The sequence below is a fragment of the Clostridium sp. AM22-11AC genome (assembly GCF_003473545.1).
Taxonomy (GTDB): domain Bacteria; phylum Bacillota; class Clostridia; order Lachnospirales; family Lachnospiraceae; genus Enterocloster.
In genome coordinates, this window is the sequence record NZ_QUCM01000017.1 from 72,378 (window position 1) to 80,130 (window position 7,753).

Annotated in this window: 5 protein-coding genes; 4 read left to right on the plus strand and 1 reads right to left on the minus strand. The window is 38.8% G+C overall.

Annotated elements, in window-relative coordinates; all coding sequences use genetic code 11:
* Positions 1-164: 164 nt before the first annotated feature.
* Positions 165-3,206: a glycoside hydrolase family 2 TIM barrel-domain containing protein gene (locus DW251_RS13395; RefSeq protein WP_118301445.1), complete on the minus strand. Its 3,042-nt coding sequence runs from the start codon at positions 3,204-3,206 to the stop codon at positions 165-167.
* Between the two features lie 164 nt (positions 3,207-3,370).
* Between DW251_RS13395 and DW251_RS13400 the strand changes: the two genes are divergently transcribed.
* From DW251_RS13400 to DW251_RS13415, 4 genes are all read left to right on the plus strand, one after another.
* On the plus strand, positions 3,371-4,237 hold the full coding sequence (locus tag DW251_RS13400) for a helix-turn-helix domain-containing protein (protein ID WP_118301446.1): 867 nt from the start codon (positions 3,371-3,373) through the stop codon (positions 4,235-4,237).
* A gap of 46 nt (positions 4,238-4,283) precedes the next feature.
* Positions 4,284-4,643: a DUF2500 domain-containing protein gene (locus tag DW251_RS13405; RefSeq protein WP_118301455.1), complete on the plus strand. Its 360-nt coding sequence runs from the start codon at positions 4,284-4,286 to the stop codon at positions 4,641-4,643.
* A 506-nt stretch (positions 4,644-5,149) separates the two neighbouring features.
* Positions 5,150-5,386 carry a type II secretion system protein gene (locus DW251_RS13410; protein WP_118301447.1) on the plus strand — a complete coding sequence of 79 codons (237 nt, stop codon included), beginning with the start codon at positions 5,150-5,152 and terminating at the stop codon, positions 5,384-5,386.
* A 105-nt stretch (positions 5,387-5,491) separates the two neighbouring features.
* Positions 5,492-7,582, plus strand: coding sequence for an EAL domain-containing response regulator (locus DW251_RS13415; protein WP_118301448.1), 2,091 nt, complete (start codon positions 5,492-5,494; stop codon positions 7,580-7,582).
* Positions 7,583-7,753 lie beyond the last annotated feature (171 nt).

A 7,753-nucleotide genomic window follows, 5' to 3' on the forward strand; every position in this document is an offset into this window, starting at 1 on the left:
AAAGAAAGGAGATATTTAGGATGAATAGAATTCATAATTATATCAACGAGCTTTTAATGTTTTATGCAGATTTTTTCAATCATTTATATCGTGCGTAAAAGGGACACTGTTACTGTATCGGTAATCCGAAATAACAATGCCCCATAATCAGAAAATAATCATTTTTAGCCTTTGGAAAATGGAACCAAAGTAAATTCTAGCTGGAAAGAAGTATCATCAAACTGATATTTTTCCAGAAGAGCAGGACCACAGCTGTTGGAGCCAATGCCATTTAACGCATAGTCAAGACAGAATACGATGCTGTCGGATTCCTCCAGTTCATAGTTATGCGCGGTGTCCTCCAACTTCTCCTGTGTGTAGCAGGATGCATTGAAGGAGAATGGCTTTTCTGCTGCTGCAGCAATACCAAACTGGGATGCTGAGAACACCACATAATCACAATCAAAATGGGATTCATTTTCCTGAGGCCGGATATAATCTTCATGCAAATCGTTTATTTTGGTACGGAATAAGGCATGGTAAGCTCCTTGGTGCTTATCACGATAGCTTTCCTGTGGCCCCATACCATAAAAACTCACATTTTTCAGTCTTTTATCTAAAAACATCCGGATGCCAAACCTTGGCAGTACCGGGAATTCATCATCTTTTTCCACATACATTACAGAACTGAGTTTTCCATCGTTGTCAATCTTCCAGTTGATCGTGATATCCAGGATTTTTTGAATGGAGTCAGCAACAACAGCAACGTGAGAAACGATAAAGATACCATGCATATTCTGAATGGTTTCTACAGTGTAGGCCCTGGTGTATGCTTTATCATAGCGTGCTCTTTTCCATTCGGACTTCAGGTACATATCATTATCCGTAGGGGCTCTCCAGATATTTAGTTCCATTGGATGGATAAGATAGTTGCGGCCGGAAAACTGCATCTGTTCAAAAAGACCGGTCCTTCTGTCCAGGGTATAAGTGAAATCTTTTGAGTTTATAGTCACTTCTGTGTCTGTTTCATGTACCCGGATCTCTTTTACCTGGTCCGTTTTTTCAAGCCAGCTTAAAGCCATCTGGTTTCTTCCGTCTTCATTTTTAAGCAGGATCTCATCAAATCCAAGAATGAAATTTTTCTTCAGGAAAGGTGTTTCCTTCTTTAAACGGTATATCAGTTTCAAATAGATTTTTCCTTCGCTGGGAATGGTTACGTTTAACTCGGTCACGCCGTCTGTATGTGGCATTACAGAGAATGGAGAAAGTTTTCCTTTTTGCACGGTGGACAGCCCGTCCTTGATTACCTCAAAGCGAATATCCAGATAATCTTTTAGATCATCAAAATCCAGGTAATTATGTAAAACCAGTTTTCCAGTTTCCTGATCATAAGAGACAACCCGCACTGGTCGGTAAACATTTTTGTATTCTAAAATCCCAGTATGAGGAGTACGGTCTGGGAATACCAGGCCATCCATACAAAAATTTCCATCGTGAAGTTCTTCATCGTGGTCGCCACCATAATAATAAATGGTTTTACCGCTTTCCGTTTTTCCGTGGGCAATGGCATGATCACACCATTCCCAGACAAATCCTCCGCACATACGGTCGTCTTTCTGGATGAGCTGGAAATAATCCTCTAAATCGCCAGGGCCGTTTCCCATGGCATGGCAGTATTCCACAAGAAGGAATGGTTTGCTTCCGTCTTCTTCAAGATATTCTTCGATTTCGTTCATGGCCGGATACATACGGCTGTACAGGTCCAGATTGGAATAATCGTAGGTCACGTCATAATTGCGGTATCTGGCGCTTTCGTATTGGGTGAGCCGGTATGGATCAAATTTTTTGGTCCACCGCAGCGCTTTTTCAAAATTACATCCATACGCACTTTCATTACCTATGGACCACATCACGATACAGAAGCGGTTCTTATCGCGCTGGACCATATGCTGAACACGGTCAAGGATTGATTCCTCCCAGATTGGATCATCCGCGATTTTTTCATTCCAGCGCTTGAAACGGTTATAATCGGTATCTTCTTTCCGGTACAGCATGTATGGGCCATGTGCTTCGATATCTGCTTCTTCAATGACCATAAAACCATATAGATCGCACATCTGATAGAAGTAAGGGGCATTTGGATAATGGCTGGAGCGTATGGAATTGAAATTGTGCTGCTTCATCAGAGACAGGTCCTTTTTGATCTGTGGCACACTAACGGTAAAACCGGTTTCTGGATCGGAATCGTGGCGGTTTACACCCCGGAATTTGATTTTTTGTCCGTTGAAGTAAATTACTTTATCACGGATTTCAATGGTCCTAAGAGCAATGTAATCGACGATGGTTTCATAACTGCTTTGTAGGGTGAGAGTGTAAAGATATGGATGCTCTGTATTCCACAGAGTAGGATTTGGAATCTTAAATTCTATGGATCCGTCATCTGAGATTGTGCCGGTAGCAACTACGGCTCTGGCCTGGTCTTCAATGATAACAGAGACCGGGATTGAAAAATCAAAGGTCACATTCAGTTTGACCTTTGCAGTATTTTCCTTGATCTGGGTAGTGATATGATAATCCCAGATGGCCCGCTCTGGGCGTTTTAAGAGGTAAACATCCCGGAAAATGCCGTTCATGCGAAATTTGTCCTGGTCTTCCAGATATGAGCCATCGCACCATTTTAAGACCAGAACTGCAATGGTATTTTCTCCCTCTTCCAGAAATTCTGTAACATCAAATTCTGCGGTTGCATGAGGGACCTGGCTGTAGCCGGTATACTTTCCATTGAGCCAGACAAAAAAGCAGCTGTCAACGCCTTCAAAATTCAGATAAATTCTTGGCGCATCGATATTTTCATGGTAAGTAAATTTTCGGACGTAGGCTCCACAGGGAATATCCTGCGGGAGATAAGGCGGATCAAATGGAAAAGGGTAGCGGATGTTGGTGTACTGGGGTGAATCATATCCGGCAATCTGCCAGACTCCGGGAACAGTAATGTCATCAAAATCTTTTGTATTAAAGCTGGTCCTGTAAAATGCTTCTTTTAGGTCATAAACACTTTTATAATACTGGAATTTCCAGACTCCATTTAATAACTGAAAGCGGTCGGAATCTTCCCGGTGTTCGATCAGCGTGTTCATTTTCTGCGATGCTGGAATATAATAGGACCTCATCGGCATTGTGTTATCATGCAGTATGCTTAAATCTTCATAATAACGCGGTATCATCATGGTTAACCCCTCCTGATGTGCTGTGGGCCTTCTTCAAAAGAAGGTGGATTATATAGTTCTGCAATCGTATAAGGATATTTTACAGAATTATGCTGTGCATGTACATGAATAGAAATAGACGAAATATGCACAAAATGATATACTATCCCAAAGGGGGTATGCAAATGTATATGAATACTGGGTATCTGAACCAGTCCCACCAGGATTTTAAGGATAAACGGCAGCCACTCGTTGTTGGCAGCTGTGGCTGTTACCGCTTATCAACATATCCGAAACTGCCAACGTATCGGCCACGAGGCCGTCTGGATTATCAGATCATTTATATTGCTTCAGGAAAGGGATACTTTCATTTTGATTCTCCAGAAAATGAAACGATTGTCCCGGCCGGCAATATCGTGTTGTTTCGACCGAAGGAACTTCAAAAGTATGAATACTATGGAAAAGATAAGACTGAGGTGTACTGGATCCATTTCACTGGAAGCAATATAAAGAATCTTCTCAGAAGGTATGGATTCGCGGATAAGAAGAGAATCCTTCCTGTAGGAACATCACCAGAATATGAGCGACTTTTTAAGAGGATTATCCTGGAACTGCAAAAGTGCCAGGAAGAGTACGAAGAGACGCTTGTTCATTTGCTGCAGCTTCTTTTGATCGAATTTGAACGGGAACTGACAAGAGAGCATGTCCTGAAGGATGAATATATGGATCGCGAAATGGAAGTGGCTATTTCTTATTTCAGTTCCTCATACAATCTGGAGATTAATGTTAAAGAATATGCATATTCAAAGGGAATGAGCACAAGCTGGTTCATTCGCAACTTTAAAAAATATACAGGGGAAACACCCATACAGTTTATTACATCAGCGCGTATCATGAATGCACAAATTTTATTAGAAACAACGGCTTATTCAGTCAATGAAATTTCGCAGATTGTAGGATACAGCAATCCATCCTATTTCAGCCGTGCATTCCGCAGTAAGAAGGGATACTCCCCACAGCAGTATCGAAACAGAATGCGGGAGATGGAATAAGCTGCAGGAACATAGAAGGAGAAATGCTGTGTTTTTTTCATTTGTAATGATCATGTTTCAGATGGTATTTGTTTGCGTATGTGCTGTGATACTTTTTCTGATTGTAAAAAATATATCTACATGGAATAAGAATAACCATTCACCCAAGCTTACCGTGTCGGCAACGGTTGTGGCCAAACGTACCCAGGTTACTCAGCAGCAACATGCAAATGCGGGGGATCCTACAGGTGCCCATGGTTTTAGCACAACCACCTCAACTTCCTACTATGTGACTTTTCAGGTGGAGAGCGGTGACCGGATGGAACTTAGGGTGAGTAGATCAGAATATGGACTGCTGGCAGAGAGAAACCAGGGAAACTTAAGTTTTCAGGGAACGAGATATTTAGGATTTGAAATTACTTCCTGATGCTGATAGTCTGACGACTATGCATCCGTAAGATAGATTGCCGGCAAATGGCTTTCTATGCCAGGATGATGAGGCCGAAGGGAAGTGAACGGCATGGTCAACGATGAAGAACTTTTAGTCGTAGCATTCGATATCCAACTCCGATATGGGTTTGAATCTGCGTGGGAGTGTTTGATGCTGATTGTGTTTTTTCTGGAGTGTGGTCATGAAAACCAGGAAGGAGGCCACATTAATTTTCAAGCAGATAACTAGGACTGTTTATTGGAGGCATCCTTTGCCATTAAGTAACTGGCATGGTGATCAAGCCAAGCTATCCCATAAACAATACCTCTAAATTAGATTGATAAAACTATATAAAATATGGCGGATAGTATAGAAAATGAATGTAATTTTACAAAATATTACACAAGAGTTGGAAAAAGTTTTATCAATTTACTGATTGAGATTTTTTCGCGAAATAAGTATGATTAATGAAAAAATATGCCAGCTGAACAGGAGAAACAGAATTGATCAGACAGAAGAAAAATAGTGGCTTTACACTGGCAGAATTATTAATAGTGGTTGCAGTTGTTGGGATTCTTGTAGCAATTTCCATTCCAGTTTTTACTTCACAACTGCATAAAGCGAAGGTTGCAACGGACGAAGCAAACCTCAGAAGTTACTACTCGGTGTTGATGGCAGATTATCAGGCAACCGGGAAATATGATTATGATCCATCCATGTCAGATTCTTCAAGCACATAGTGTTTCGCTTTTCGGTGTATCTTAAAAACAGAAAGCGGGGGAACTTTGGGACAACGAAAATGCTGCTGAAAAAGAATCAAGGGATTACGATAAAATGATATGTAAATGAAGGTTAAGGGGAAAATGCAAATTACGGATATTATCAACATTCTGGGAAATGAGTTTAGCAGCATATATTGCGTAAATCGTCAAGATCAGTACATTCAGATTTATAGGCATCAAAATGCAGATTTAGACGAATCAATGAACGAGAAGCAATCATATAAAACTGTAATACAAAAGTATATAGAGACCAATGTGTTTGAAGAAGAGCGGAAGAAAATGTTGGTTGCTACGGATTTTGATAATATATGCAGACAACTGCAACAGGTCGCACAATTCACAATACATTACAGGATAAAAAATAACAATGATATTTTGCGTTATCGGATGAAATGTGCAAGAATTGGAAATGCAGATACATTCGAAAAAATAGTGTTTGCGTTTGCAAGTGAGGATTCAGATATAAGATTAGATGAGCTAGGCATGATGAACCTGAGTAACACAGGTGAAAAAAGAAAAATCTTAATTGTAGAAAATGATGAGTTCAATTTGAAATCATTAATTTCTCTGCTTGCTGATCGATATGAAATAATTACGGCATGTGATGGGAAAATCGGTTTGAGATTACTGGAAGAGAATTACAAAGATTTGGCTCTGGTTTTGATGAATATTCAGATACCTGTATTGAGTGGATTCGATTTTTTAAGAAAAGTACAAGAGGACCCATTCCTTTCTTTAATACCGATTATTGTAATGACAGCAAGTGATGCGCCAAAAACAGAAGTAGTATGCCTAAATTTAGGTGCAGCTGATTATATAAGAAAGCCTTACCATGCTGAACTTATTAAAAAGAGACTGGAAAATGTGATTAGATTGAGAGAATCCTCAGTGTCGCTCAGAGAAATAGAGAAAGATTCGTTGACAGGTTTATATACGGAGCAGGCATTTTTCCATTATTCCAGGAGAATTATGCAATTTAGATCTGATAAAAAAATGCATGTAATAATAGGAAGAATTAAAGACTTCGAATTGATTATTAGCATTTATGGAAGAAAAAAAGCAAACGAATTACTTTGTTACATGGCTTCTATATATAACAAAAAATTTAAATATGGATTATTAGCTAAAAAAGGGAAGGCATCTTTTCTCTGCTTATTGAGTGATGATTATAAGTTGGATCATCAGAGAATGGATAATGTTATTAATGAGTTTACAGAGAATGCTCCGATTAAGGGAATAAGAATTAAATATGGCATCTACAAAAATATAGATAAGAATCTTCCAATAACTACCATATGTGATTATGCATCTATGGCGGCAGAAACAGTTATGGAAGATTATAATCATGACTATGCGTATTATACAGATGAACTGGCGCAGAAGAGAATTTATAATCAAATGATAGAAAACTGTTTTACAGACGCTTTGAAAAATAAGGAATTTATGATTTATTATCAACCAAAGATAGATGTAATTACAGAAAAAGTAATCGGTGCGGAAGCTTTAGTTAGGTGGCAAAGAACAGATGGCTCCATGATATCTCCTGAAAACTTTATACCAATATATGAAAAAAATGGACAGATTCAAAAATTAGATGCTTATATTTTTGGACAGGTATGCCGATTACAAAAAAGGATACTTGATGAATCAAAAAAATTGTTGTCCGTGTCAGTAAATCTCTCAAGGTCCAGTATTCTTTGCGAAGAAATTGTAGAGCAATACACAAAAATAGTAAGAGAAAATGATATTCCGATAACGTGTGTTCCTTTAGAAATTACAGAATCAGCATCTGTTTATGGGCAAAAGGTTGTAAAAGTCGCAGAGCGTTTATTACAATCAGGATTCAAATTGCACATAGATGACTTTGGATCCGGATATTCATCAATGGAAAGCTTAAGCAGACTGCCATTTAGTGTTCTCAAGATAGATAAGAGTCTGATTGATCATATATGTGAAACGAGGGTAGAAATTCTTGTGAATCATATAATAAAATTATCAAAAGACCTAAATATGAGGGTACTTGCTGAAGGTGTTGAAACAAAAGAACAACTAGATATATTGCGAAAAATAAAGTGTGATGAAATACAGGGCTTCTATTATGCACGACCAATGCCAGAAGTTGAGTTTGTAGAATATGTAAGAAGAAAACGGTAAACACAAAAAAACTTTAGGAAAGAGACACCGAAAAGGCGGCATAGAGAAATGAAAAGCAGGACTTTAGGTGAATTACCCTCTACTTAATTTCTGAAGAAATTTGAAGTGGGGGATTCTGAGAGAGTATGAGAAAATCTCTGTAAATAAGATTCTTCTATGATAATTAAGAGC